Source organism: Pseudomonas sp. MD195_PC81_125 (assembly GCF_014060985.1).
Taxonomy (GTDB): domain Bacteria; phylum Pseudomonadota; class Gammaproteobacteria; order Pseudomonadales; family Pseudomonadaceae; genus Aquipseudomonas; species Aquipseudomonas parakoreensis.
The window spans coordinates 1-1,255 of sequence record NZ_JABULD010000890.1; the positions used below are offsets into that span (position 1 = coordinate 1).

Sequence of the window (1,255 nt, forward strand, 5' to 3'; positions counted from 1 at the left end):
GTTACGTACTCTCCCGCAAACCGAACGTATCTGGTCGGTCGCTTCACTGGTGAATGCCAGCTTCGCCCAGATCTGGCGGATGATGGGATGTCTTTAACTAGGTCTGTTGAGTGGTTCCCGCAGGAAGTTGATCGCGACAAGCTCACTGGCGCGAGCAGAAATAGTCTGGGATCTACGCTAACCGTATTTAATGTTGCAGAGGATGCTCAGAAGGAATTGCTGGCCCTTGCTACTGGTAAAAACGTCTCCGCTGCGCCGAAAGATCTGATCGAAGATCCCGAAGCCTTGGAAGATCCATTGAAAGGTGTTCAAGAGATCGCCTTTGAGCGGATCAAGGACCAAATCAACAGCCTGGATTGGGCTGAAATGCAGGAGTTGGTAGCTGGAATTTTGCGAGCTATGGGCTACAAGACGCTCGTATCCCCGGCCGGTGCTGATAGGGGGAAAGACATCATTGCTTCCCCTGATGGTTTTGGATTTGAGCCGCCACGCATTGTTGTGGAGGTTAAACATCGAAATGCCCGGATGGGGAGTAGTGAGATTCGTAGCTTCTTGGGCGGTAGGCACAAGGATGATCGCGGGCTGTATGTCAGCACTGGAGGGTTCACCAAGGAGGCGCTTTATGAGGGAGAGAGGGCCCATGTCCATCTGACAATGTGGACGTTAGATGAACTGGCTCGCACATTGATGGCCCATTACCCGGCTACCGATCCTGAGACTAAACGATTGGTGCCGTTGAGCTATTTTTACATGCCTGCGTAAAAAACATCGTTGGCCGAAAAAAAACGGGTGCTGATTTGAAATTTCCAAAATCAGCGACCGAATCGCAGGCACAAAAAAAGACGTCCATGGACGTCTTTTTTCGTTAAGTTTGGTGGAGCCGGGGGGATTTGAACCCCCGTCCGCCAGTGCTCCGCTGTCGGTACTACATGCGTAGCCGTGTCTATTAAGTTAACCCTCAGCGACCCGACGGGCAGGGTGCTTTGGGCGAGTTGTGTAAGTTTTAGCCGCTTCGTCCACAACGTACTGCACGGCGATTCTGTTCTATATGACAATCATTTCGGGTTTACAGACATCCCCTGATGATTGCTGGGCCCGAAGGCACCAGGAGTGCATGTCAGCTGCAATTAAGCAGCGAGAGCAGCACCGTATTGGTCGTCATTGGCAACTATAAGAAGTTGCAACAGTGGATTTACGACTTCTGTTACCAAGTCGGCATGCACCTAAAGTTTCGTCACCGGCGTCGAATCCTAAT

Annotated in this window: 1 protein-coding gene and 1 other RNA gene; one reads left to right on the forward strand and one right to left on the reverse strand. The window is 51.3% G+C overall.

Going from position 1 to position 1,255, the window contains the following annotated elements; translation table 11 throughout:
* On the forward strand, positions 1–762 hold a 762-nt coding region (locus HT737_RS30135), incomplete at its 5' end, for a restriction endonuclease (protein WP_182404644.1).
* Between the two features lie 110 nt (positions 763–872).
* Here HT737_RS30135 and ssrA read toward each other — a convergent pair.
* Positions 873–1,255: a transfer-messenger RNA gene (gene ssrA, locus HT737_RS30140) on the reverse strand; the annotation flags it as partial.